24 protein-coding genes are annotated in these 23,111 nt (G+C 72.4%); 14 read left to right on the top strand and 10 right to left on the bottom strand.

Going from position 1 to position 23,111, the window contains the following annotated elements:
• Window positions 1–39: 39 nt before the first annotated feature.
• The 4 genes from VNM44_RS12225 to VNM44_RS12240 are packed head-to-tail and all read right to left on the bottom strand — an operon-like array spanning window position 40 to window position 3,737.
• Entirely contained in the window at window positions 40–2,310 is a 2,271-nt protein-coding gene (locus tag VNM44_RS12225) for a DEAD/DEAH box helicase (protein ID WP_325626163.1), read from the bottom strand.
• Complete coding sequence (locus VNM44_RS12230; protein ID WP_325626164.1) at window positions 2,274–2,651, bottom strand: nuclear transport factor 2 family protein; 378 nt, start codon at window positions 2,649–2,651, stop codon at window positions 2,274–2,276. Before VNM44_RS12230 ends, VNM44_RS12225 begins: the two co-directional genes overlap by 37 nt.
• A 31-nt stretch (window positions 2,652–2,682) precedes the next feature.
• Entirely contained in the window at window positions 2,683–3,003 is a 321-nt protein-coding gene (locus tag VNM44_RS12235) for a thioredoxin family protein (protein WP_325626165.1), read from the bottom strand.
• A complete protein-coding gene (locus VNM44_RS12240; RefSeq protein ID WP_325626166.1) occupies window positions 3,003–3,737 on the bottom strand; it encodes a polyprenol monophosphomannose synthase in 735 nt (244 codons plus the stop codon). Before VNM44_RS12240 ends, VNM44_RS12235 begins: the two co-directional genes overlap by 1 nt.
• 52 nt (window positions 3,738–3,789) lie before the next feature.
• On the opposite strand from VNM44_RS12240, the gene polX reads away from it, so the two are divergent.
• Complete coding sequence (gene polX / locus VNM44_RS12245; RefSeq protein ID WP_325626167.1) at window positions 3,790–5,496, top strand: DNA polymerase/3'-5' exonuclease PolX; 1,707 nt, start codon at window positions 3,790–3,792, stop codon at window positions 5,494–5,496.
• A complete protein-coding gene (locus VNM44_RS12250) occupies window positions 5,493–6,800 on the top strand; it encodes a pyridoxal phosphate-dependent decarboxylase family protein (protein ID WP_325626168.1) in 1,308 nt (435 codons plus the stop codon). The genes polX and VNM44_RS12250 overlap by 4 nt, the downstream gene beginning before the upstream one ends.
• On the opposite strand, the gene otsB is transcribed toward VNM44_RS12250, so the two are convergent.
• Window positions 6,797–7,507 carry a trehalose-phosphatase gene (otsB, locus tag VNM44_RS12255; RefSeq protein ID WP_325626169.1) on the bottom strand — a complete coding sequence of 237 codons (711 nt, stop codon included), beginning with the start codon at window positions 7,505–7,507 and terminating at the stop codon, window positions 6,797–6,799. The two genes, VNM44_RS12250 and otsB, sit on opposite strands and share 4 nt — an antisense overlap.
• A 21-nt stretch (window positions 7,508–7,528) precedes the next feature.
• Here otsB and VNM44_RS12260 point away from each other — a divergent pair, with 21 nt between their 5' ends.
• From VNM44_RS12260 to VNM44_RS12270, 3 genes are read left to right on the top strand one after another with little or no spacing between them, the layout of a single operon-like run.
• The gene (locus tag VNM44_RS12260; RefSeq protein ID WP_325626170.1) at window positions 7,529–7,900 is read left to right on the top strand and encodes a sulfite exporter TauE/SafE family protein; all 372 of its coding nucleotides are present in this window, start codon (window positions 7,529–7,531) and stop codon (window positions 7,898–7,900) included.
• Complete coding sequence (locus tag VNM44_RS12265; protein ID WP_325626171.1) at window positions 7,897–8,292, top strand: sulfite exporter TauE/SafE family protein; 396 nt, start codon at window positions 7,897–7,899, stop codon at window positions 8,290–8,292. Before VNM44_RS12260 ends, VNM44_RS12265 begins: the two co-directional genes overlap by 4 nt.
• Window positions 8,289–9,773: a M23 family metallopeptidase gene (locus VNM44_RS12270; RefSeq protein ID WP_325626172.1), complete on the top strand. Its 1,485-nt coding sequence runs from the start codon at window positions 8,289–8,291 to the stop codon at window positions 9,771–9,773. Before VNM44_RS12265 ends, VNM44_RS12270 begins: the two co-directional genes overlap by 4 nt.
• Here the strand turns inward: VNM44_RS12270 and VNM44_RS12275 are convergent.
• Complete coding sequence (locus VNM44_RS12275; protein ID WP_325626173.1) at window positions 9,770–10,300, bottom strand: hypothetical protein; 531 nt, start codon at window positions 10,298–10,300, stop codon at window positions 9,770–9,772. The genes VNM44_RS12270 and VNM44_RS12275 overlap by 4 nt on opposite strands.
• A gap of 68 nt (window positions 10,301–10,368) precedes the next feature.
• Here VNM44_RS12275 and VNM44_RS12280 point away from each other — a divergent pair, with 68 nt between their 5' ends.
• From VNM44_RS12280 to VNM44_RS12315, 8 genes are read left to right on the top strand one after another with little or no spacing between them, the layout of a single operon-like run.
• On the top strand, window positions 10,369–10,506 hold the full coding sequence (locus VNM44_RS12280; RefSeq protein ID WP_325626174.1) for a hypothetical protein: 138 nt from the start codon (window positions 10,369–10,371) through the stop codon (window positions 10,504–10,506).
• Window positions 10,507–10,552: 46 nt separating this feature from the next.
• Window positions 10,553–11,326 carry a sugar phosphate nucleotidyltransferase gene (locus VNM44_RS12285; protein ID WP_325626175.1) on the top strand — a complete coding sequence of 258 codons (774 nt, stop codon included), beginning with the start codon at window positions 10,553–10,555 and terminating at the stop codon, window positions 11,324–11,326.
• Window positions 11,323–11,787, top strand: coding sequence for a dTDP-4-dehydrorhamnose 3,5-epimerase family protein (locus tag VNM44_RS12290; protein ID WP_325626176.1), 465 nt, complete (start codon window positions 11,323–11,325; stop codon window positions 11,785–11,787). The genes VNM44_RS12285 and VNM44_RS12290 overlap by 4 nt, the downstream gene beginning before the upstream one ends.
• The gene (rfbD, locus tag VNM44_RS12295) at window positions 11,739–12,581 is read left to right on the top strand and encodes a dTDP-4-dehydrorhamnose reductase (protein WP_325626177.1); all 843 of its coding nucleotides are present in this window, start codon (window positions 11,739–11,741) and stop codon (window positions 12,579–12,581) included. Before VNM44_RS12290 ends, rfbD begins: the two co-directional genes overlap by 49 nt.
• A gap of 29 nt (window positions 12,582–12,610) precedes the next feature.
• The gene (locus VNM44_RS12300; RefSeq protein ID WP_325626178.1) at window positions 12,611–13,012 is read left to right on the top strand and encodes a hypothetical protein; all 402 of its coding nucleotides are present in this window, start codon (window positions 12,611–12,613) and stop codon (window positions 13,010–13,012) included.
• Window positions 13,013–13,071: 59 nt separating this feature from the next.
• Window positions 13,072–14,061 (top strand): dTDP-glucose 4,6-dehydratase, encoded by a 990-nt coding sequence (rfbB, locus tag VNM44_RS12305; RefSeq protein WP_325626179.1) that lies wholly within the window; start codon window positions 13,072–13,074, stop codon window positions 14,059–14,061.
• Between the two features lie 24 nt (window positions 14,062–14,085).
• Window positions 14,086–15,444, top strand: a complete 1,359-nt coding sequence (locus VNM44_RS12310) for a SpoIID/LytB domain-containing protein (RefSeq protein ID WP_325626180.1) — start codon at window positions 14,086–14,088, stop codon at window positions 15,442–15,444.
• On the top strand, window positions 15,441–17,093 hold the full coding sequence (locus tag VNM44_RS12315) for a S8 family peptidase (protein WP_325626181.1): 1,653 nt from the start codon (window positions 15,441–15,443) through the stop codon (window positions 17,091–17,093). Before VNM44_RS12310 ends, VNM44_RS12315 begins: the two co-directional genes overlap by 4 nt.
• Window positions 17,094–17,118: 25 nt before the next feature.
• On the opposite strand, the gene VNM44_RS12320 is transcribed toward VNM44_RS12315, so the two are convergent.
• Genes VNM44_RS12320 through wecB form a run of 4 tightly spaced genes read right to left on the bottom strand, consistent with a single transcriptional unit; the run spans window position 17,119 to window position 21,115 of the window.
• Entirely contained in the window at window positions 17,119–17,760 is a 642-nt protein-coding gene (locus tag VNM44_RS12320; protein ID WP_325626182.1) for an acyltransferase, read from the bottom strand.
• Complete coding sequence (locus VNM44_RS12325; RefSeq protein ID WP_325626183.1) at window positions 17,750–18,727, bottom strand: Gfo/Idh/MocA family oxidoreductase; 978 nt, start codon at window positions 18,725–18,727, stop codon at window positions 17,750–17,752. The genes VNM44_RS12320 and VNM44_RS12325 overlap by 11 nt, the downstream gene beginning before the upstream one ends.
• Window positions 18,724–20,040: a nucleotide sugar dehydrogenase gene (locus tag VNM44_RS12330; protein WP_325626184.1), complete on the bottom strand. Its 1,317-nt coding sequence runs from the start codon at window positions 20,038–20,040 to the stop codon at window positions 18,724–18,726. Before VNM44_RS12330 ends, VNM44_RS12325 begins: the two co-directional genes overlap by 4 nt.
• A gap of 43 nt (window positions 20,041–20,083) precedes the next feature.
• Window positions 20,084–21,115, bottom strand: coding sequence for a non-hydrolyzing UDP-N-acetylglucosamine 2-epimerase (wecB, locus tag VNM44_RS12335; RefSeq protein ID WP_325626185.1), 1,032 nt, complete (start codon window positions 21,113–21,115; stop codon window positions 20,084–20,086).
• 49 nt (window positions 21,116–21,164) lie between these two features.
• Here wecB and VNM44_RS12340 point away from each other — a divergent pair, with 49 nt between their 5' ends.
• Window positions 21,165–23,111 carry a HelD family protein gene (locus VNM44_RS12340; protein WP_325626186.1) on the top strand — a complete coding sequence of 649 codons (1,947 nt, stop codon included), beginning with the start codon at window positions 21,165–21,167 and terminating at the stop codon, window positions 23,109–23,111.

The raw sequence follows: 23,111 nt of genomic DNA on the forward strand, positions 1-23,111 counted from the left end.
CCCGCGCTCCGGCACCGCCGATCCCGCGGCGCCGATGACCTATGCCGCCGTCATCCGCTCGAGCAGCGTCCTCGCCGCGGCCTTGTCGAGGAGCTCGTTCAGGTTGCCGCACTTCGGGCTCTGGACGCAGGACGGGCACCCGGCCTTGCACGGGCAGCGCGCGAGAAGGACGGCCGTGTCGGCGACCCATTCCGCGAAGCAGGCGAACCCGCGCTCGGTGATGCCGACGCCGCCCGCGTGCCCCTCGTAGACGAACACCGTCGGCCGGCCCGTCTGCTCGTGGACGTTCGTCGAGAGGCCGCCGATGTCCCAGCGGTCGCACATCGCGAACAGGGGCAGCAACGAGATGAGCGCGTGCTCGGCCGCGTGGAGAGCAGAGACAAGCGTCGGCATCGTGCCGATTCCTTCGAGCAGCCCGCCATCCGGTGAAAACCACACGCCCTCGGTCTCGAACGACGTCGGCGGGAGGTCGAGCGGCGTCGTGTCGATCACGCTCCCGTCCGCGACGGCCTTTCGCTGGAAGGCGACGACCTGTTCCCACACCTCGATGCGGCCGTGGTGGAGCTCGACGCCCGCGACCTGCCGCGTCGAGAGCGGCGTCACGATCGTCGTCTCGGTCTCCTTCCTCGCCTGCGTGTACCAGTCGACGGCGACCGGCCGCACGAGCGCCGTCCGCGTCCCGAGGTCGAGCCGCGTGACGCCGTACTGGTCGCCGAGGTGAAGGTAGACGGCGCCGTCGTGCACCGTCGAGAACGCGCGCTCCCGTTCCGCCGTCCCGAGCACGGAGCCGGTCTCCTCCTCGACGATGACGAACGCCTCGGTGTCCCCCGAGCGGAGCGAGATCCGCGCCGCGGGGGTGTCCCGGCCGCGCCAGACGAAGCCGGCCGGCGTCGCCTCGAGCTCCGGCAGCACGGCCGCCCGGGCGAGAGCCTCGGGGCCGAGCACGTCCGCGTCCGCCGCTGTCAACGGCCCTTCGTAGGCCGCGGCGAGGACGTGCCCGTCGAGGATCCGTGGTGCCGAATGGTCGATCAGCGCCGCTTCGGTCGTCCGGCCGAGCAGGGCCGGCGGATCGTCGACGAAGAACTGGTCGAGGGCGTCCTCGCTCGCGACGAGCACCGCGAGTCCCCCGGCTCGGCGGCCTGCGCGGCCCCATTGCTGACGTAGGGATGCGACCGTGCCCGGGAACCCCACACAGATTGCGCAGTCGAGCGTCCCGATGTCGATCCCGAGCTCGAGCGCGTTCGTCGCCGTGACGCCGAGCAGCTCGCCCTCGACGAGCCGCCGCTCGATCTCCCGCCGCTGCTCGGGCGTGTAGCCGGCCCTGTACGGCGCCAGCCGTCGCGCCGTCGCAGCGTCGAGGCGATCGGCGGCGAAGCGGTGGACGAGCTCCGCCGCCTTGCGGCTCTTGGTGAAGCAGATCACGCGCAGCCCGGCCGCGACGAGTCCCGCGAGCAGCCGCGAGGCGTCCCCGAGCGGGCTCGCACGGATGCCGAGCTCCTCGTCCACGAGCTCCGGGTTCCAGAGCACGACCTCGCGCTCCGCCCGCGGGGACGTGTCCGTGTCGACGACGCGGACGTCGAGGCCGGTGAGGCGCGACGCGAGCTCGCCGGGGTTCGCGATCGTCGCCGACGCGAGGAGGAACTGCGGCTCCGCGCCGTAGGCGTGGGCCAGCCGACGCAGCCGCCGGAGGACGTTGGCGACGTGCGACCCGAAGACGCCGCGGTAGACGTGGGCCTCGTCGACGACGACGACGCGGAGGTTGTGGAGCACGTCGCCCCAACGGTCGTGGTGTGGCAGGACGCCGACGTGGAGCATGTCGGGGTTCGTGAGGATCGCGTTCGCCGTGCGCCGCACGTGGGCGCGTTGTTCCACCGGCGTGTCGCCGTCGTAGATCGCCGGCCGGAGGCCTCGCAGGCCGAGCCCGGCGAGCCAGCGCGCCTGGTCCTGCGCCAGCGCCTTCGTCGGGTAGAGGAAGAGCGCGCGCGCCGTCCGCTCGCGTGCGACCGCATCGAGTACGGGGAGTGAGAACGCGAGCGACTTACCGGACGCCGTTCCCGTCGTCACGACGACGCTCTCGCCGCGTGCGGCCGCCTCCCACGTCTCGGCCTGGTGCGCGTAGACGCCGGTGATCCCGCGAGCCTCGAGCACCGCCCTGACGTCCCGGTGCAGGCCTGCGGGAAGCGACTCGAGCCGCCCGGCACGCGGTGGCTCGACGCTCCGATGGGCGACCTCGACGGCTCCCTCGAGGACGCTCTCCCAGGCCGCGGTGGCGCTCAGCCCGGCGGCTCCGACGGCCGGAATCCCGCGCACGAGAGGTTGAGGGCCTCGACACGCCCCTTCGTGACGGTGGCGTACGCGGTGTGCTCGTTCTCCTGCCACCCCTTGACCCGGTCGCGGCCGCGGAAGCGGTACCGGAGCCTGATCCGGTCGGCGATCGGCTCGACGTCGCCCGAGACGACGTCGAACGACTCGAGCGGCTCCAGCCAGCGGCGGTACCGATCGGCGATCGCGTCCGGCCCGTCCAGCTCGCGGAGCTCGTGCGGTGTCAGCGCGCGGAGCCGTGCATCCGGGGCGAAGCAGGCGGCGATGCGGTCGACGTCGCGGGCGCGGATCGCCTCGAGCAGCTCCCGCACGACGGCTGTGTCGTCCACGGCGCCGAGGGTAGACGACGGCAGGGCCGGGCTACGCGGCGAGCGCCCGCTCGACCGCCTCGGCGTATCGGCGTCTCGGCTGGGCGCCGTGGACGGTCTCGACCGGCTCTCCGGCGGCGAACACGATCACGGTCGGGAGCGAGAGCACTCCGTAGCGAGACGGCACGCGGAGGTTCGCGTCGATGTCGAGCCGTACGAGCCGCAGGCGCCCTTCGTGCTCACGACCGAGGTCGACGAGGAACGGCTCGATCGCCTCGCACGGGCGGCACCACGGCGCCGTGAACTCGACCAGCACCGGAAGCTCCGAGTCGAGCACCTCCGCCTGGAACGTGGCATCCGTCGCGTCGACCATCAAAGACGCCCCCGCAGCGCCTTCCACCGGAGCAGGGGCACCTGGCGCATCGCCTCGAGCACGATCGCGCCGCTCATCTTCGACTCGCCGACGCGACGGTCGACGAACGTGATCGGGATCTCCACCACCCCGAAGCCTGCCCGAAGCGCCCGGTACGTCCCCTCGATCTGGAAGCCGTAGCCGCGCGCAGCGATCGCGTCGAGATCGATCGTCTCGAGCACGTGCCGGCGGAAGCACTTGAAGCCGCCCGTCAGGTCGCGGATCCCGACGCCGAGCACGAGCCGCGCGTAGAGCGAGCCTCCGCGCGAGACGAAGCGCCGGACGACCCCCCAGTTCTCGGTGCCGCCCCCCTCGACCCAGCGGGAGCCGAGCACGAGGTCGGCTTCCTCCTCGCACGTGGCGATCAGGCGCGGCACGTCGCGCGGATCGTGGGAGAAGTCGCAGTCCATCTCGAGCACGAGCTCGGTGCCCGAAGCAAGTGCGTGGGCGAACCCCGCGAGGTACGCGCGCCCGATCCCCTCCTTGGCCGACCGGTGCAGCACCTCCACCCAGGGCAGCTCGTCGGCGAGCCGGTCGGCGAGCTCGCCGGTGCCGTCGGGCGAGGAGTCGTCGATCACGAGCACCCGGTCACGGGTCGTGTCGAGCACCTCGCCGAGCGCCCGGACGAGCGGCTCGAGGTTCTCGCGCTCGTTGTACGTCGGGACGCAGACCACGGCGCGAAGGGGCGAGCTCATCGGCGGAGTCTGCCCGCTCCGCCTCGCTCGGACCCGTCCCTATGATCGTCGGATGCCGCCGCTCCCCCGCAACGCAGACGTCGCAGACGCGCTCGACGAGCTCGCAGACATCTCGGAGATCCTCGGCGAACAGGGCTTCCGGGTGCTCGCGTACCGGCGCGCCGCGACGCGGATCCGCGAGACCGGCGCATCGATCGCCGAGCTCGCGCTCCAGGGCACGGCGAAGGAGCTGCCGGGGATCGGCGCCACGATCGAGGCGAAGGTCGTCGAGCTGACGGAGACGGGCGAGATGGCCGCGCTCGAGAAGCGCCGCGCGGAGGTGCCGCCCGAGGTGCGCCAGTTCCTGCGGCTGCCCGGGCTCGGCCCGAAGACCGCGGCGCGAATCTGGCGTGAGCTCGACGTCACGACGCTCGAGGGCCTCCGGCAGGCGGCCGAGCAGCAGCGGGTGCGCACGCTTCAGGGTCTCGGCGCGAAGAGCGAGGAGAAGATCCTGGAGGCCCTCGCGAAGGGCTTCGGCCCCGAGCCCGAGCGGCGCGGGCTCCTCGGCGTCGGGCTTCCGGTCGTACACGAGGTCGTCGAGGCGTTGCGGGCGCACCCCGCAGCCGTGGAGGTCTCCGGCGCGGGAAGCGTCCGCCGCGGACGCGAGACCTTCCGCGACCTGGACGTGATCGCAACCGCGACCGACCCGGGCGCTCTCATCGCCCACTTCGTCACCCAGCCGTGGGTGCTCGAGGTCGCGGCGCAGGGAGACACGAAGGCGACCGTCGTCACCAAGCAGGGACTGCGGCTCGATCTGCGCGTCGTCCCGCCCGAGGACTACGGCAGCCTCCTCCAGCACTTCACCGGCTCGAAGGACCACAACGTCGCCCTGCGCGAGGAGGCGCAGCGGCGTGGCCTCTCCATCTCCGAGTACGGGGTCACGGTCGTCGAGACCGGCGAGGTGCACCGGTTCCGCGAGGAGGACGAGCTCTACCGCTTCCTCGGCTACGAGCCGATCCCGCCGGAGCTCCGCGAGAACGCCGGGGAGCTCGCGGCGGCCCGCAACGGCAGCCTGCCGGCGCTCGTCGAGGCCTCCGACCTCCGGGGCGAGCTCCACTGCCACTCGACGTGGTCGGCGGACGGGAAGGGCTCGATCGAGGAGATGGCACGCACGGCGACGGGCCTCGGGTACGCGTTCCTCGCACTGACCGACCACTCGCACTACCTCCGCGACGGGCGGATGGAGGCGCAGTGGCGCGAGATCGACGAGGTCAACGCGCGAATGAAGCCCTTCCGGGTGCTGAAGGGCGTCGAGGCGAACATCCGCTCCGACGGCGCGATCGACGTCGCAGAGGACGTCCTCGCCGAGCTCGACTGGGTCGTCGCCTCGCTGCACCAGGGCTTCGACCGGAGCCCGACCGAGCGGATCCTCGCTGCGCTCGATCACCCGCACGTCGACTGCATCGGCCATCTCACTGGACGGAAGCTGAACAAGCGCGCCGGAGCGGACGTCGACGTCGAGAAGGTCGTTGCCCGCGCCGTCGAGACCGGGACGGCGCTCGAGATCAACAGCCAGCCCGACCGGCTCGACCTCCGCGACGTGCATGCGCGGCTTGCGGGCGAGGCCGGCGTGCTGGTCCCCGTCAACACGGACGCGCACTCGACGAAGGCGCTCGGATACCGCGACCTCGGCATCGCCCAGGCGCGCCGCGCCTGGCTCACCAAGGCGAACGTCCTCAACACCCGGCCGTGGCGCGAGATCGCGAAGCTCCGCTCGTGAGCAGCTTCCGGGACGACGGCGCCGCGGCGCTCGAATGGGCCGCGTCCTACCTCGAGCGCGTGCGCGAGCTGCCCGTCCTCTCCCGGGTCGAGCCCGGCGCCATTCGCGCGGCGCTCCCGGAGCGGGCACCGGAGACCGCCGAGCCGTTCTCAGCCGTCCTCCGCGATCTCGACGACGTGCTCCTGCCCGGCCTCACGCACTGGCAGAGCCCACGCTATTTCGCGTACTTCGCGACGACGGCGTCCGAGCCGGGGATTCTCGCCGAGCTCCTCGTCGCGGCTCTCAACCAGGTGGGGATCCTCTGGCGTGCCTCTCCGGCGCTCCAGGAGCTCGAGGAGGTGACGCTCGAGTGGCTCGCCGACCTGCTCGGCCTGCCTGCGGGGATGCACGGCCACATCGAGGACACGGCGTCGACCGGGCTCGTCACCGCGCTCGCCGCCGCGCGCGCCGCGTCGCCGGGGAAGCGGGTGGTCGTCTGTTCCGAGCACACGCACTCCTCGACCGCGAAGGCGGCCCGCCTGCTCGAGCTCGAGCTGCGGCCGGTGCCGGGCGACCGGCACCACGCGATGCGGGCCGACGAGGTCGATCTGAGGGACGCCTGCGCCCTCGTGGCCACGATCGGGACGACGTCGTCGACCGCGATCGACCCCGTGCCGCAGCTCGCCGAGCTGTGCGCCGAGGCCGGCGTGTGGCTCCACGTCGACGCCGCGTACGCGGGCAGCGCCGCCGTGTGCCCGGAGCTACGCCACCTCTTCGCGGGCTGGGAGCGGGCCGACTCGATCGGGGTCAACCCGCACAAATGGCTCTTCACGCCGATGGACTGCTCGGCCTTCTGGAGCAGACGACCGGACGATCTCCGCGCGGCCTTCAGCCTCGTGCCCGAGTACCTCCGCGTCAGCGAGGACGTCGTCAGCCTGAGCGAGTACGGGGTGCCGCTCGGGCGTCGCTTCCGGGCGCTGAAGCTCTGGGCGGTGCTCCGCTGCTACGGGAGGGAGGGCCTCCAGGCCGTGATCCGCGAGCACCTCGGCCTTGCGGCGCTCTTCGAGCAGTGGGTGCGGGACGCGCCCGGCTGGGAGGTCGTCGCGCCGCGCCCCTTCTCGCTCGTCTGCTTCCGCCGCGAGGGCACAGACGAGGAGAACGAGGCGCTTCTGGAGCGCGTCAACGCGAGCGGCGAGGCGTTCCTCTCCCACACGAGGCTCGACGGCCGCCTCGTCCTGCGCCTCGCGATCGGGAACGCGCGCACGACCGAGGACGACGTGCGGCACGCCTGGGAGCTGCTGCGCCGCGAGGCGGGGTCGGGCTAGAGCGCGCGCAGCAGCTCGAGCACGCCCTCCGTGCCGTCGACCACCACGTCTGCCGCCTCGAGCAGCTCGGGCGGCGCCTCCGCCGAGGCGACGGCGACCCGGACGCCGAGCTCGAGCCCGTCGAGCCCGTCGAACGCGTCGACGTCCGTGCGATCGTCCCCCGCGTAAAGCGCGCGCCGGACGCCCGCCCGAGCCACGAGCGTCCGCACGGCAGTCCCCTTGTGCGCGTCGACGGGAGGACGGACCTCGAGCACCATCCTCCCCCACCGGGGCACGAGCCCCGCCGCCGCCGCGTCCTCGGCCACGCGCGTGAGGTAGGCGCGCGCGGCCGCCTCGTCGTCGGCGCGACGGAAGTGGAACGAGGCGCTGAGCGGCTTCGCCTCCGAGGGCCAGTCGACCCCGCGCGCGAACCGGCGGATGCGCTCGGCCCAGGCGGCTGCGTCCGGCTCGAGCTCGAGCCCGTGCTCGCCCACGATCGCCACGCCGGGGACACCGAGCATCCGCTCGACCTCTGCACCCGGTCGGCCGCTGACGCACGCGACGAGCGCATAGCGCGCGGCGAGCCGGGCGAGCTCCGCGCGGGTCTCGTCCGGGATCAGCGCGTTCTCGGGCCCCGCCACGATCGGGGCGAGGGTGCCGTCGACGTCGAGCAGGATCGCCGCACGCCCGGGCTCGGAGGCGAGCACGTGGAGGGGGTCGTCCGGCATCGGCGGCCTAGGATACGAGCGGTGCGCTCCGAACGGCTCTCCATGACGGCGCGCCTCGCACTGATCGGTCTCGTCGCAGGCGTCTTCTCGACGCTCTTCGGCGTCGGCGGCGGAATCGTCCTCGTCCCACTCCTCGTGGCGCTCGCCGCGTTTCCGACCCACGCGGCCGCGGCGACGTCGCTCGGGGCGATCCTCGTGACCGCCACGGCCGGCGTCGTGCTCTACGCCGCGCGCGGCGAGGTACGGCCCGCGTACGCCGCGCTCGTCGGGCTCCCCGCGGTCGCGGGGGCGCTCGCGGGGACACAGCTGCAGCAGCGTCTCTCCGGAGAGGTCCTGACGCTCGCCTTCGCGGGGTTGCTGGTCGTCGTCGGGGTCTGGCTGATCGTCGGATGAGCGGTTGGACGATCGCGGCCGCGCTCTGCCTCGGCCTCGGCGCGGGTGTCCTCTCGGGGGTCTTCGGGGTCGGCGGAGGGATCCTGTTCGTCCCGACGCTCGTCCTCCTCGGGCTCGGGCAGGTCGAGGCGGGGGCGACGTCGCTCCTCGCGATCGTTCCGACAGCCGCTGTGGGCGCCGCGCGGCAACGGTCGTTCGGCAACCTGAGGGTTCGAGCGGCGCTCCTGATCGGGGCCGTCTCCGTCGTCGGCGCGGAGCTCGGAGTCCAGATCGCGACGAGAATCGACGAGAGCGTCCTTCGGAGGCTCTTCGGGATCCTGCTCCTGGGGGTGGCCGCGCAGCTCGCGCTGCGAGCCGTCCGTCGCGCGCGCCGCTACCCTGACCCGTCGTGAGGGGCGTCCGGGCAGCCGTCGTCCTCGTGCTCGCCGCGACCGTCGCGGGGATCGCCGCTGCGGCCCCCGTGGCGCCCACGGCATCCGAGACCCGCGCGACGGCGCTCGTCGCCCAGGTCACGGTGCCTGGACAGGCGGGCGCGGCGACCGCGCAGCTCAGCGCGCCGCCGACGGCGAGCGGAGGCGGCGCGTTCGCATACCCGGCCGACGGCTCCGCGCTGCGGGTCGGCGCCTCGACCGCGACAACGACGGCGCAGCCCGGGACGTCGTCGTCCGCCGAGGGCTCGATCAGGGCGCTCGCCGTCTCCGCCTTCGCGGGCGAGGTCGTCGCCGAGTCCGTGACGGTCCGGGCGGGCGCGGCCGCAGGGGCAGCCGGCGCCACCGGCGACGCCGGTACCTCGGCGATCACGGGGCTCGTCGTCCTCGGCCAACCGGTCACGCCGAGCGGCAACGTGCAGCTGCCGCTGGCCGACTGGGGCACGCTCGACGTCCTCGGGTCGACGCGCACCACGTCGGATTCGCCGCGCTCGGCCGAGAGCGCCGTCACCGGCCTGCGCATCCGTCTGATCACGGAGCACGCCGGGTTGCCGGCAGGCACCGAGCTCGTCGTCGGCGTCGCGACGGCGCGCGCCGTCGCTGCGGCGGCTCCCACCCCGTCGACGACACCCCCCCGGAACGTCGACGGCGCGCCGCGGACGCCGGGGAAGACGACGGCGACGCCGGGGCTCCGGTCGACGCCGCCGCCGCGGCCGTCGCCGAGCGCTCCGCGAGAGCCCGGCCGCTCGATTCCCGGAGCGCCGCCGGAGGTCGTGCAGGCCGCTCCCGAGGTGACGGCGCGGCTGACGCGGGGCGGCTACGTGTTTCCGGTGTTCGGCTCCGCCGCGTTCGGGAACACGTTCGGGGCGTTCCGCGCGGACGTTGCGGGCAAGTGGCACCACGGCGAGGACCTCGTCGCCCCGTACGGAACGCCGTTGCTCGCGGTCGCCGACGGGACGCTGTTCTCGGTCGGCTGGAACGACATCGGCGGCTGGCGGCTGTGGCTCCGCGACGCGGGTGGGAACGAGTTCTACTACGCGCACCTGAGCGCGTACTCGCCCCTCGCGATCGCCGGGAAGCGGGTGAAGGCGGGCGACGTCCTCGGGTTCGTCGGCGACTCCGGAGACGCGGACGGCGGCGTTCCGCACCTCCACTTCGAGATCCACCCCGTGGAGTTCCTCGGGTATGGCTACGACGGCGCCGTGGCGCCGTACCCCTTCCTCGTGGCCTGGCGTCGCGCGGAAGACGTGTCTTTTTCTTCCGGGCGGACCTACCTGCTCGGCCGTGACGGTCTCGCGGGGCCGCCCGGGGCTCCCGTCGCCTCGGCACAGGCGGGCGCCGTGCTGCTCGAGGCGGACGACATCTCGTCCGCCAGCGGGCTCGTGGCCGGTGCGCTGAAGCGGGCGCTCGCCGGCGGCGAGGCCCGCTCCGGCACCGGTCCCTAGCTCGAGCTCGCGGCCTTCGAGGCCTTCGCCTTGACGTCCGACGCGGCCTCTTCCGTCGTCTCCGCGGCGTCCGCGACCGAGTCGGCGGCGCCGGCCTTCGCGTCGGCGGCCGTGGTCTCGAACGTGTCGAGCGGCTGCAGGTCGTCGTTCCCGGCGACCAGGTCGAGGAGCTTCTCGCGCGTCTGCGGGCCCGTCCAGGGGTTGTAGAGCGCCCCCGCGACGATCCCGGCGAGCAGGACCATGTTGCGGCCCTTGTGGCTCTTCTTCTTCTTGCCCTGGAGCGTGTCTTTGGCGCTCAGCAGGTCGTCCACCGCGCGCCGCATCTGCTCCTGGGTCTTCTTGTCGGTGGCCAGCGCCTTCGCCGACGCACCGACGCCGTTCTGCTTCGTGAGCGGCCCGTACAGCTCGCGCGCCGCCTTGAGCGCATCTTTCAGGTCCTCGCGGAACTCCTCGTCGCGCAGTGCCCGCTCGAGGTACGGCCGGACGAGATCGATCGTATCGCCCATCTTTGCCGCTTTCTTCGCCATCGCGGCCTTCCTTTCTCTCGTGATCCAAGCTCAAGTATTACCCGCGGCGGCGTTCTACGATGCACGTCGTGAGGATGCTGAAGCGGTTCGCGCTCGCACTTTCCGCATTCGTCGTCGCCGTGACCTACGTGTGGTTCGCCGCGGTGCGCGCGGTGCCGGGTGTCCGCCGGCGCAAGGCCGAGGCACGTGCCCGGCGCCGTGCGTGACGGCGGCGGCGCCTGCCCGCATCCCGCGTGAGTACGATCGCGCGTCATGAAGGGCCTCGTCTGCGCGGGCGGTGAGGCGACCCGCCTCGGGGAGCTCACACGCGTCGCGAACAAGCACCTGCTGCCGGTGGGCCGCTGGCCGATGATCTACTACCCGCTTCAGCTCCTCGAGCGGGCAGGGTTGGAGAGCGTCCTCGTGGTCACGGGCAAGGGCCACGCCGGCCAGATGATCGACCTGCTCGGGGACGGGCGGCTGGCCGCGCGCGGCTCGGACACGCCGCTGCTCTCGCTCGACCTCACGTACAAGGTGCAGACGGAGGCAGGGGGCATCGCGCAGGTCGTCGGCATGGCGCGAGACTTCGCGCGCGGCGACCACCTGGTCGTCGTCCTCGGCGACAACATCTTCGAGCGGTCGCAGGCCTCGGCGATCGCCGCCTGGGCGCAGGACAGCGACCGGGCGCTGATCTTCGTCAAGGACGTCCCCGACCCCGAGAACTTCGGCGTCGTCGTCTACGAGGACGGCCGCGTGGTCGACATCGTCGAGAAGGCCGGCGTCGTCGACACGCGCTACGAACGGCCGCCGACGAGCGACGCCGTGGTCGGGCTCTACTGCTTCCCCCCGGACGTCTTCGACGTGATCGGCAGCCTCGAGCCGTCGTCCCGGGGGGAACTCGAGATCACGGACGTCAACCGCCACTACGCGGAGCAGGGCCGCCTCGACGTCGTGCGCGTCGAGGGCTGGTGGGAGGACGCGGGCAAGCACTGGCAGCACCTCGCCGAGATCGGCCGCCTCGTCGAGGAGACCGGGGCGAACGGGTGACGGTCGAGGGCGTCGTCCGGTTCCCGTTGCGCCGCTTCGAGGACGAGCGCGGCTGGTTCTGCGAGCTCCGCCGAGACAGCGCCCTTCCGCGGCCCACGGTGCAGACGAACCTCTCGTTCTCTCGCAAGGGCGTGATCCGCGGCCTCCACTACCACGAGCGCGGCCAGGACGACCTCTTCGTCTGCCTCCAGGGCACGGCCCGGGTCGTCGTCCTCGACCGGGAGACCGGCGCCACCTTCACCGAGGACATCGGCGACGACAACCCGGTCGCGATCTACGTCCCGGGGCGGAACGCGCACGGCTTCGAGGCGCTCACCGATCTTCTCTTCTGCTACCACGTGACCGAGGAATACGACCCCGACGACCCGGACGAGCACGGTATCCCGTGGGACGACGACCGGGTCGCGCACCTGTGGAGCACGACGACGCCGATCCTGTCCGCGCGCGACGCCGCACCCTGATCACCGGCGCAGGCGGCCAGCTCGGCCGCGCGCTCGCGGTGGCGTTCGCAGGCGACGAGGTGCTTCCGGTCGGTCGAGACGGATGGGACGTCCGCCACGAGGCGCCGGCCCTTCCGTGGCGGCCGGATCTCGTGCTCCACGCAGCCGCCTGGACGGACGTCGACGGCGCCGAGGACGACCCCCAGGGCGCTGCCGCCGCGAACGTGGGCGGCACGGCGAACGCCGCGGCACTCGGCGCGCCGCTCGTCGCCTACTCGAGCGACTACGTCTTCGACGGAGCGAAAGGCGCGCCGTACGTCGAGTCGGACACACCGTCGCCGCTCTCGGCCTACGGGCGCTCGAAGCTTCACGGGGAGGCCGCGGCAGGCGACCGCGCGTGGGTCGTGCGCTCGTCCTGGCTCTTCGGCCCCACGGGCCACAACTTCGTGCGCACGATGCTCCGCCTTGGGGCCGAGCGGGAGGAGGTCGCGGTCGTCGACGATCAACGCGGGTGCCCGACGTACGTCGGGCACCTCGCCGTCGCGACGCGCGAGCTCGTGGACGCGGGGAGGGCATTCGGAACCTGGCACGTCGCCGCGGCCGGCGACTGCAGCTGGGCGGACTTCGCGGAGGCGATCTTCGAGGAGACCGGGCTTTCCTGCGCCGTGCGGCGGATCACCTCGGCGCAGTTCGGGGCGAAGGCGCCGCGACCCGCCGTGTCGATCCTGCGTAGCGAGAAGGGCGCACCCGAGCTGCCGCACTGGCGCGAAGGGCTCCGCGCCTGCCTGGAGGCGCTCGCGAGCGAGCGGGATTAGCCTTCGGCGCGGGCGGGAAGGCTCTCTCCATGGGCCGGAACGTCCTCGTCGTCAGCACCGTCGAGCACGGCGAGGATGTGCTGCGCTCCCGGCTCGGCACCGACGTCGACGAGGTCAAGGTCGTCGTCCCGGTCGTGCAGCAGGGCTTCCTCGACTGGCTCGCGAACGACGAGCTGGCCGCCTCGGCTGCCGAGCAGGTGGCCGCGCACCTGGCCGACGAGCTGCCGCGCGTGTCCGAGGCACGAAAGGGCGAAGCCGACGTGGTGCTTGCGATCCAGGACGCGCTCGCGACGTTCGACGCCGACGAGGTCGTCGTTGCGCTGCACCCGGAAGACGAGGCGCCCTTCGCCGAACGGGTGGCGCGTGAGGACTTGAGGCCGAGCGTGCAGGGCGTGCCGGTCCGCGCGGTCGTGATCCGCGACGGCGCATAGGCTCGACGAGCCGTCTGTGTCGACAACCGAGGTGAGACGCGTCGACTACCCTTCCCCGGATGCGCGTCCTCGTGACCGGCGGCGCCGGCTTCATCGGCTCGCACTTCGTCAAGCGGCTCGTCGCGCAGGGCGACGAGGTCGTGGTCCTCGACAAGCTGACGTACGCGGGTAACCCGGCGAACCTCGAGGGGACCGGAGTCGAGCTGGTCGTCGGCGACATCGCCGACCCGGAGACCGTCAAGCGCGCGGGCTCGGGGTGCGCGGCGATCGTCAACTTCGCCGCCGAGACGCACGTCGACCGCTCGATTCTCGGACCGAAGGAGTTCGTCCACACCGACGTGCTCGGCACGATGACCCTCCTCGAATGGGCTCGTTCGACGCGCGCGCGCTACGTCCAGGTGTCGACCGACGAGGTCTACGGCGATCTCGAGGCGGGCGGCCGCGCCGTCGAGACCGACCCGCTGCGACCGTCGAGCCCCTACAGCGCCGCGAAGGCGGGAGGCGACCTCCAGGTGCTCGCCTACGTGCGGACCTACGGCGTCGCCGCTTCCATCACACGTGGCGCGAACACATTCGGGCCCAACCAGTATCCGGAGAAGCTCGTGCCGCTGTTCGTCACGAACGCGCTCGACGGCGAGCCGCTGCCCGTCTACGGGGACGGCAAGCAGGTGCGCGAGTGGCTCCACGCGGAGGATCACTGCGCAGGAGTCGACCTCGTCCTTCGTGAGGGTGCCCCGGGGGAGATCTACAACATCGGCGGGGAAGATCACGAGAACCTCGAGGTGACGTACCGCATCCTCGAGCTGACAGGCGCCGACGCGTCGCTGATCAGGCATGTCGAGGACCGCGCGGGACACGACCGGCGTTACGCGATCGACGACACGAAGCTCAGGAATCTCGGCTGGAAGCCCGCGCACTCGTTCGGGGAGGGGGGGTTGCCCGAGACCGTCGAGTGGTACCGCGGCAACCGTGCCTGGTGGGAGCCGATCAAGTCGGGCGAATACCGTCGCTACTACGAGGAGCAGTACGCGGAGCGGCTCCAGGCCTGAGGGCCGGCCGCCGAAGAGAGCTCCATGCGCCGCGTTCTGGCAGTCGCCACGCTCGCCGCCGCGCTCGCAGCGGCGACGGGCTCGGCAGCACCGTCCGTGCCGCCCGCCGCGTTCGTCCTCGCAGGCGGTGGCTGGGGTCACGGCGTCGGGATGAGCCAGTGGGGCGCGTTCGGCCAGGCGAAGGCAGGCCGCGACTACCGGCAGATACTCGACACCTACTACCGCGGGACGGAGATGAGCGCCGCGCCGGACACGCTGCTCGACCGCGTGCGCGTGCTCGTGGCGGACGGGCTTGCGACGGCGACCGTGGAGAACGTGCTCGCGGTGTTCGACGGGGACGGAAAGCGATATCCGATCCCCAACGGAAAGCTCACCGTCAAGCCCGACCTGAAGCTGCCGGCCGGCAAAGACGGAAAGCGGGTCGCGCTCCCGGGCCCCGTGACGATCCGAGCCGCGCAGGGGGCGTTCCTCCGCTACCGGGACAAGGAGTTCCGCGGCGACCTGCGGGTCGACAAGGTCGCAGGCCGCGTCCAGCTCGTGAACGTCGTCGGTCTCGAGGCCTACCTGCTCGGCGTCGTGCCCGGCGAGATGCCGAAGGACTGGCCCCTCGACGCCCTCAAGGCGCAGGCCGTGGCTGCCCGCACGTACGCGGTCGGCCACGTCGTCACGGGCAAGCCGTTCGACCTGTACTCCGACTGGCGCAGCCAGGTCTACTACGGCGTGGACTCGGAGGCGCCCGGGCCGACCCAGGCCGTGCGAGACACGCGCGGGGAGATCCTCACCTTCGACGGGGCGCCGGCGCAGACGTTCTACTTCTCGTCGAGCGGCGGCCGGACGATCAGCGCGCTCGACGCCTTCGGCACCGACGTCCCCTACCTCGTCGCGGTCGACGATCCGTGGGACTCCGTCTCGCCGAACCACGCCTGGCCGCCCCGGCTCCTCACAGGCGCTCAGCTCGCCAAGCGCTTTGGCCTGAAGGGAATGGTCACCGACGTGGCGTACGTCCCCGGCACGCCCGGGAAGCCCGCGGCCGTCCGGCTCGGGACGGCCGACGGCGCGTTTGTGGACGTGCGGCTCGCGGACGTCCGCGCTCGCCTCGGCCTCAAGTCGACCGGTTTCAAGCTCGGCATGCTCCGGCTCGACCGGCCTGCGGCGCCGCCTCCCGCGAGCGGCGTCGTGCGACTCACCGGGATCGCGCGCCAGCTGACCGGCGTCGTGCTCGAGCAGCGGACCGCCGCAGGAGCGTGGGTGCTGGTGAAGCGCCTCGCGCCGTCCGCCGACGGGTCCTTCGCCGTCAAGCTCCGGCCCGCGTCGACGACCGTCTACCGGCTCTCCGCCGACGGCCTGGGAAGCCCGCCGCTCACGGTCCGGGTCGCGGCGTGAGGCTGCGCGCCCTCTCCGGGGCGCTGACGCTCGCCGCGCTCGTCTTCCCCGCGTCCGGCCTCGCGGCGAGCTACACCCTGGGGCTCCGGCCCTCGGCCGATCCCGCGACCGTCGCCGCGGCGGTCGAGCGCGCGACGGGTGTCCGCCCGACGTCGCTCACGCCCGTCCATGCCCTTGCGGTGCGGGCGTCGCCGGCGCGGCTCCGCGGGATCGCGGGCATCGCATGGGTCGAGCGCGACCGTCTCCGCCGAGTCGCGTTCGTCCCGACCGATCCGCTCGCCCCCAGGCAGTGGTACGCAGCCGCCAACCACGCGTACGACGCGTGGGAGGTGCCGCCGCCGCTCGCGCCCGTGCGCGTGGCCGTGATCGACTCGGGCATCGACCTCGCGCATCCCGATCTCGCGCACCGGATCGCCGGCTCGAAGAGCTTCGTCGGCGGAACGGCGCAGGACACGCGCGGGCACGGCACGATCGTCGCCGGCATCATCGCGGCCGAGCTCGACAACGACGTCGGGATCGCGGGGCTCTCTCCCGCCGCCGAGCTCCTCGTCGCGAAGGTCGTCGCACCGAACGGGACCATCTCGGTGCAGGCCGAGGCACGCGCAATCCACTGGGCCGTCGACCACGGAGCCCGAGTCCTCAACATCAGCCTCGGCGGCCTTCGTGACCCGCGCAACCCGAGCAGAGACACGTACTCGCGGCTCGAGCAGGAGGCGATCGCCTACGCGGTCGGGAAGGGCGCCGTGATCGTCGCGGCGGTCGGCAACGCCGACCAGGCACCGCAGACGCCCTGGCGCTTCGCGAGCTACCCCGCGGCGCTTCCGCACGTGCTCGGAGTCAGCGCGCTGACGCGCAGCGGCGCATCGCCCGCGTTCTCGAACCGTGACGCCGTCTACAACGACGTCGCCGCACCGGGCGAGGACATCCTCTCGACGTTCCCGCGCTCGCTCACGGCGGCCCGGGCTGCGTGCGTCGACCAGGGGTACACGCCCTGCGCGACGGACGACTTCCGCCCGCCGGACGGGACGTCGTTCTCCGCGCCGCAGGCGACCGCCGTCGCCGCGAACCTCCTCGGCGTCCGGCCGCTGCTGCGGCCGGAGCAGGTGACGGCGATCATCGAGCGCACCGCCGTCGACGCGAACGACGGCACCGGGTGCCGGGCCTGCGGGCCGGGACGCGACGCGTACACGGGCTGGGGCGCGCTCGACGCGACCGGGGCGATCGGGTCACTCACCGGCACCCTCCCGCCGCGCGACGCGAACGAGCCGAACGACGACGCGGGCGAGGATGCCTACCGGCTGTACTTCCCCGCCGGCGAGAAGGCGCGCTTCGTCAAGGCATCCGTCGACTTCTGGGACGACCAGGACGACGTCTACGGCATCTTTCTCCACCACGGCGAGACCCTCTACGTCTCACTCGTCCCGGCGCAGCGGGCGAGGATGGCGCTCGCGCTGTGGCGTCCCGAGACCGTCTCGATCTCCGATCTCGCCCGGCAGGACCTCCGCGTGCGCATCTCGGCCACCCCCGGGCGGCGGGAGCGCATCTCGTGGACCGCAGACGCACCCGGCTGGCACTTCCTCCAGACGCGCCTCACGGCTCCCACCGGCACACCGGTGGCGTACCGGCTCTCGATCGTCCGCGTCCGGTAGGCGTCGGCTGCCTGGTGCGTGACAGCTAGAGCAGCTCGTCGTCGGGAACTTCGCGAATCACGCGCGCGGGGCTTCCGACGACGACGGCGCGCGGCGGCACGTCCTTCGTCACGACCGCGCCGGCGCCGACGAACGCCTCTTCCCCGACCTCGACACCGGGACAGAGGATCGCGCCGCCGCCCACGCGTGCGCCCCGGCGGATCGTCGGCCCCTTCATGAGCTCGAGCCGCTTCTCGGTACGGCCCATGAAGTTGTCGTTCGTCGTCACGACGCACGGCGCGACGAAGACGTCCTCCTCGATCGTCGAGTACGCGGTCACGTAGGCGTCGGCCTGGATCTTCGTCCGCGCGCCGATCGTCGTGTCGTTCTCGACGAGCGAGCCGCGGCCGACCACGACGTCGTCGCCGATCGTCACGCGTTCCCGCACGCAGGACTGGTCGCCGAGGATCACCCGCGCCCCCACCGTCGCGCCCGCGAACACGATGGCCCCGGTCGAGATCACGCTCCCCTCACCGACGACCGTCGGAGGGAGTGGCTCGCCCTTCGCGGTCGAGCGTGGCGAGAGCGTCGGCTGTTTCCCGACGACCGCGTGCTCGAGCACCTGCACCCGGTCGCCGAGCATCGTGCCGGGATGGACGACCGCCGTCGGATGGATCTCAGCGGCCATCTCGGAGGCTCGCGGTCAGCCGGTCGAGTGCCCGAACGACCGCGAGGCCGTCTCTCGCCTCGCGATGGTCGCCCGGCCCCTCCTCGACGAGGCGCAGGAAGTGCTCGAGCTCGAGGCGCAGCGGCTCGTCGTTCGGGATCTTCGGGCTCGAGATGTCGCCCGTCCGGGTGCGCCACTCTCCGTAGGTCGAGGCGGGCTCCCACGGCGCCTTCTCGTACACGGTCACCTTCCGCTCGAGCTCCATGTCGTCGAACACGACCATCTTCTCGCGGCCGACGACGGTCATCCTCCGCATCTTGTGCGGGTCGAGCCACGAGAGATGCATGTGCGCGACCTTCCCGGAGGGGAAGCGGAGGAAGCAGAAGACGACGTCCTCGATGCCCTTCTGGAGGTAGTCCACCCCATGGGCGACCGCCTCGCTCGGCTCCTCGCCGAGGAGCCAGAGGATCACCGAGAGGTCGTGCACGCCGAGCGACCAGAGCGCGTTCTCGTTCGAGCGGATCACGCCGAGGTTCTGGCGGTTCCCGTAGACGCAGGCGACCTCCCCGAGCTCGCCCGTGTCGACGAGCTCCTTCACCTTTCGGAGACCCGGGTGGTAGAGGAGCAGGTGCCCGGGCATCAGCACGAGGTCGCGTGCTTCCGCCAGGGCCACGAGCTCTTCCATCTCCTCGACGCGCATCGCCGGCGGCTTCTCCACGAAGACGTGCTTGCCGGCCTCGAGCGCAGCCTTCGCGAGCTCGTGGTGCGTGGGCACAGGCGTTGCGATGACGACGGCCTCCACCTCGTCGTCGGCGAGGAGGTCGCCGAAGTCCCTCGTGAGCTGCGCCTGCGGGTACCGCTGCGCGTACTCGTCGAGCCGCGCCCGGTCGGTGTCGCAGATCCACGCGAGGTCGGCCAGCTCGCCGACGACCCGGACGACGTTCTTCCCCCAGCCGCCGACGCCCGCGTGGGCGACGCGGCCTCTCAAAGCTTCCAGACCTTCTCGCTCGTGATCCCGGCGCGGCCGGTCGCATTGCGCAGGTCGACGACGAGCGGCGCCTCCTCGACCAGCCACGAATAGTCGATCCCGGAGTGCGCCGTCGCGATGACGACTGCGTCGTACTCCGCCGGCGCGAGCGGGACGGACTCGAGCGCGAGACCGTTCGTCGCGAACGAGGGCACGTGCGGGTCGTGGTAGGCGACCGAGGCGCCCGCGTTCTGGAGCAGCTCGATGACCTTCACCGCGGGCGACTCGCGCCAGTCGGAGATGTCCGCCTTGTACGCCACGCCGAGCACCAGGATCCGGGAGCCCGAGACCGACTTGTGCGCACCGTGGTTGAGCGCCTGCGAGACGCGTGAGCGGCAGTAGTACGGCATGTTCTGGTTCACCTCGCCCGCGAGCTCGATGAACCGGGTCGAGAAGTCGAACTCGCGCGCCTTCCACGTGAGGTAGAAGGGGTCGATCGGGATGCAGTGGCCGCCGAGTCCGGGCCCCGGCTGGAATGCGGCGAACCCGAACGGCTTCGTCGCTGCCGCGTCGACGACCTCCCAGATGTCGATCTCCATCCGGTCGCACAGCTGCGCGAGCTCGTTGACGAGCGCGATGTTGACCGAGCGGTAGATGTTCTCGAGCAGCTTCGTCAGCTCCGCCGCCTCGGGCGACGAGACGCGGTGGATCGTGTCCACCGCGGACCCGTAGAGCGCGGCCGCGGCGTCCGTGGACGCCTCGTCGATCCCGCCGACGACCTTCGGCACCGTCTTGGTCGTCCAGTCGACGCGGCCGGGGTCGACACGCTCGGGCGAGAAGGCGAGGTGGAAGTCTCTTCCCGCAAGCAGGCCCGACTCGCGCTCGAGAACAGGGCGTAGCTCGTCGCGCGTCGTCCCGGGGTACGTCGTCGACTCGAGGACGACGAGCTGGCCCGGCCGGAGCCGCTTGCCGATCTCGGCGCCCGCCTGGAGCACGATCGAGAGGTCGGGCTCGCGCTGCTTCGAAAGCGGCGTCGGCAACGCGACGAGGATCGCGTCGACCTCCCGCAGGACGTCGTAGTCCGTGGTCGCTCCGAGCACGCGGTCGCGCACGAGCGAGGCGAGCTTCTCCGGCGGGACGTCCTCGATGTAGCTGTCGCCGTTCCGCAGGCGCTCCACGCGCCTCGCGTCGACGTCGACGAGGACGACCCGGCGCCCCGCGTCCGCGAACACCTGGGCGAGAGGGACGCCAACGTAGCCCGCACCGACGATCGCGATCTCGTACGGCGCGGTCGCGGGGACGGTGTCCGGGGCGCTCGTCTCGGGGGTCGTCACAGCCGCGACATGCTACCGGCGCCGCATGACTTGTAACACTGTGTCACAAGCGCCGAAGCGACCGAGCGATGCGCTCTGCGGCGTGGCCGTCTCCGTAGAGCGGAGGTGCCTCCGCCGGGAACGAGGCCGCCCGGACCGCGGCGACGAGCGAATCCGGGTCGTCGTCGACCAGCACGTTCGCGCCGAGCTCGACCGTGTCCACCCACTCCGTCGAGGGACGTGTCGTCACGCACGGAACGCGGTACCAGTACGCCTCCTTCTGGAGGCCGCCCGAGTCCGTCGCGATGACGCGCGCCTGCGAGGCGGCCGAGGCGAACGCGAGGTAGCCGAGCGGCTCGCGCAGCTCGAGGTTGGGCCCGATCTCGATCCCCTCCTCGCGCAACACGGAGGCGGTGCGGGGGTGTGCCGGGAAGACGACCGCGTCGTCGACGCGCGAGAGCCCTTCGACGATCCGCCGCAGGCGCTCGGGCCGGACGTTCGCCTCGCGGTGCACCGTGGCCACGACGTACGTCCCCGGCGGATGCGGCGGCGGGACGCGCTCTCGGGCGATGGGCGCAAAGCGGAGCGTCGCGTCGGCCATCACGTCCCCGACCACGAGCGCCCGCCCGGCGACGCCTTCCAGGGCGAGCGTCTCGGCCGAACGCTCGTCGGGGCAGAAGAGGAGCGTCGCGAGCCGGTCGACCTCGATCCGCGCGCGCTCCTCCGGCATCGACAGGTCGCCGCTCCGCAGGCCCGCTTCGACGTGCGCGACGGGGACTCCGGCCTCTGCTGCCGCGCGCGCTCCGGCGAGCGTGGAGTTGGTGTCGCCCAGCACCAGCACGAGGTCGGGCCGCGCTGCTGCGACGACCTCGCGGATCGGCGAGGTCAGCGCCTCGACGTCCGCCGTGCGGAGATCGAGGCGGTAGGTGGGCTCGGGCAGGCCGAGCTCCTCGAAGAAGACCTGCGACAGCTCGTCGTCCCAGTGCTGCCCCGTGTGGACGACGACCTCGTCGATCCCTGCCGCGCGAAGCGCCTCGGAGAGCGGCGCCGACTTGACGAACTGCGGCCGGTTGCCGACGACGGTGAGGATCTTCACGCGGCCGAGCGTAGTTGCCGAGCCGCCGACTCCCGCTCATCCTTGTCGCGTGACCCACCCCGATCTCCCCGCGGAGCAGGCGTACGTCGATCACGCCTACGAGTGCCTCGACCACATGCGAGAGGTGGTCGAGCGAGCCGCCGACGCCACCGACAGCGAGGTCGCGGCGCTCGCGCTCGAAGCGTGGGCCGTCCGGCGCCTCAAGACGTTCGAGGACGCCGAACGCGGGCTCTGCTTCGGGCGGCTCGATCTCGACACGACGCCGGCCCCCCTCTACGTCGGGCGTCGCTGGGTGCACGACGACGACAACGAGCTGCTCGTCGTCAACTGGCAGGCGCCGGCGGCGCGGCCGTTCTACGTCGCCACCCCGGCCGACCCACACAACGTCACGCTGCGTCGGCGCTTTCGCACCGAGGGGCGGCGGCTGCTCGACCTGAGCGACGAGACGCTCGACGGCTCGGGCTCGATCGCGGGGGGCGACTTCCTGCTCGACGAGCTCGAGCGCAGCCGCGAGCCGCACATGCGCGACATCGTCGCGACGATCCAGGCCGACCAGTACCGTCTGATCACCCGCGACCCCGAGCCGCCGCTCGTCGTCCAGGGCGGGCCCGGCACGGGGAAGACCGCGGTGGGGCTCCACCGCGCCTCGTACCTCCTCTACTCGCACCGGGAGAAGCTGCGCCGCGTGCTCGTCGTCGGGCCCAACCCGACCTTCATGGAGTACGTCTCGCACGTCCTGCCGACGCTCGGCGAGGAGAACGTCGAGCAGCGGGCGGTGGCGGACCTCGTCGAGGGCATCGCAGTCACCACGGCGGATCCACCGCCGACCGAACGACTGAAGGGCGACGTGCGGCTTGCCGCGGTGATCGCCCGCGCAGCGGCGGAGCGCTCCGGCGCGCACCCGGAGGAGCTGGTCGCCCGGATGGAAGGCGAGTACATCCGCGTTCGAGAGCGCGAGGTCGCGGAGCTGCTCGAGGAGGCCCGCGACGAGCTCGGGCTGACGACCCGCTCGCGGGAGCGGTTCCGCATGGACGTCCTCCGCCGGTTCTACGAGCACTACGGCGCGCGGCTCGGCGGGCTCGCCTGGCGCGATTTCGGCGAGGTCGAGCGCGCGCTCAACGCGAAGGGCTTCCTGGGACGCTGGCTCGACCGCGTCTGGCCCACAGTTGCGCCCGAGGTGCTCGTGCGCGGCCTCCTGACGTCGCGGCCGACACTCGAGGCGGCTGCTGCCGGCCTCCTCGACGACGACGAGCTGCGATCGCTCCATCGCTCCCGGGCCGGCTTCGGCTGGAGCGAGCACGACGTGCCGCTCCTCGACGAGGCGCGGGCGCTGGTCGCCGAGCCGCCGCGGAGGTTCGGGCACGTGATCGTCGACGAGGCGCAGGATCTGACGCCGATGCAGCTCCGGATGGTCGCCCGGAGGGCCGCGGCAGGCTCCGTGACGATCCTCGGGGACATCGCCCAGGCGACTGGGCCCGTCGCCTACGCCCGCTGGGAGCAGGTCCTCGCTCATCTCCCCGGAGAGGCGGAGATCGAGGAGCTGCGCCACGCGTACCGCGTGCCCGCCGAGATCATGGAGCTCGCGCTGCCGCTCCTCGAGCGGATCGCACCGGAGGTCGAGGCGCCGCTCGCGTTCCGCACCGGCGCAGCCGAGCCCCGCATCGAGCGCGTCGCGGAGGACGAGCTCGTCACGACGGCATTGCGGAGGGCGATGAGCCTTGCGCAGGAGGAAGGGCTGCTCGCCGTCATCCTCCCCGAGCCGCTCATCCCCGACGTTGCGGCCCACTCGGCGTACGACGACGGCATCCCGCTCCTCCCGCCGCGCCGCGCGAAGGGGCTCGAGTTCGACCACGTGGTCGTCGTCGAGCCAGCGCTGATCGCCGAGGGCGAGACAGGCCTGCGGGAGCTCTACGTCGCGCTGACGAGGCCGACGCGATCGCTCGTGGTCGTGCACGCTCGGCCGCTTCCGGACGCGCTCGGCGCGGCTGCGTCCTGA

Source organism: Gaiella sp. (genome assembly GCF_035558935.1).
Lineage (GTDB): Bacteria > Actinomycetota > Thermoleophilia > Gaiellales > Gaiellaceae > Gaiella.